Source organism: Streptomyces niphimycinicus, assembly GCF_018883605.1.
Lineage (GTDB): Bacteria > Actinomycetota > Actinomycetes > Streptomycetales > Streptomycetaceae > Streptomyces > Streptomyces niphimycinicus.
This window is the reverse complement of record NZ_JAHLEM010001061.1, coordinates 1-472: the sequence shown is the minus strand read 5'-3', so window position 1 is coordinate 472 and position 472 is coordinate 1. Positions and strand designations below refer to the sequence as shown.

Sequence of the window (472 nt, the reverse complement as noted above, 5' to 3'; positions counted from 1 at the left end):
CGGTGGGCGTTGAGGGGCTGTTCCATCTTCATGGCCTCCAGGACGACGATGAGGTCGCCCTCGGCCACGGTGTCGCCCTCGCCCACGGCGACCTTGACGATGGTGCCCTGCATCGGGGAGGCCAGTGCGTCGCCGGAGGCGGCGGAGCCGGACTTCTTGACCGCCTTGCGCTTGGGCTTCTTCGCGCCGCCCGCCGGGGCGGTGGCCACGCCCAGCGAGGCGGGCAGCGAGACCTCGAGCCGTTTGCCGCCGACCTCGACCACGACGGTCTCGCGGCCGGAGGGGTCCTCGTCCTCGTCGGTGCTGACGGGGGCGAAGGGGGCGATCGTGTTGTTGAACTCGGTCTCGATCCAGCGGGTGTGGATCGTGAACGGCTCGCTGGTGAACGCCGGGTCCACGACCACCGCCTGGTGGAACGGGATCGCGGTGGCCATGCCCTCGACCTGGAACTCGGCCAGCGCCCGGGCCGCCC

1 protein-coding gene is annotated in these 472 nt (G+C 71.6%); it reads right to left on the bottom strand.

Annotated elements, in window-relative coordinates; all coding sequences use genetic code 11:
* Positions 1-472 (bottom strand): biotin/lipoyl-containing protein (locus KN815_RS47485; RefSeq protein WP_216347971.1); only part of this gene is annotated, 472 nt, incomplete at both ends.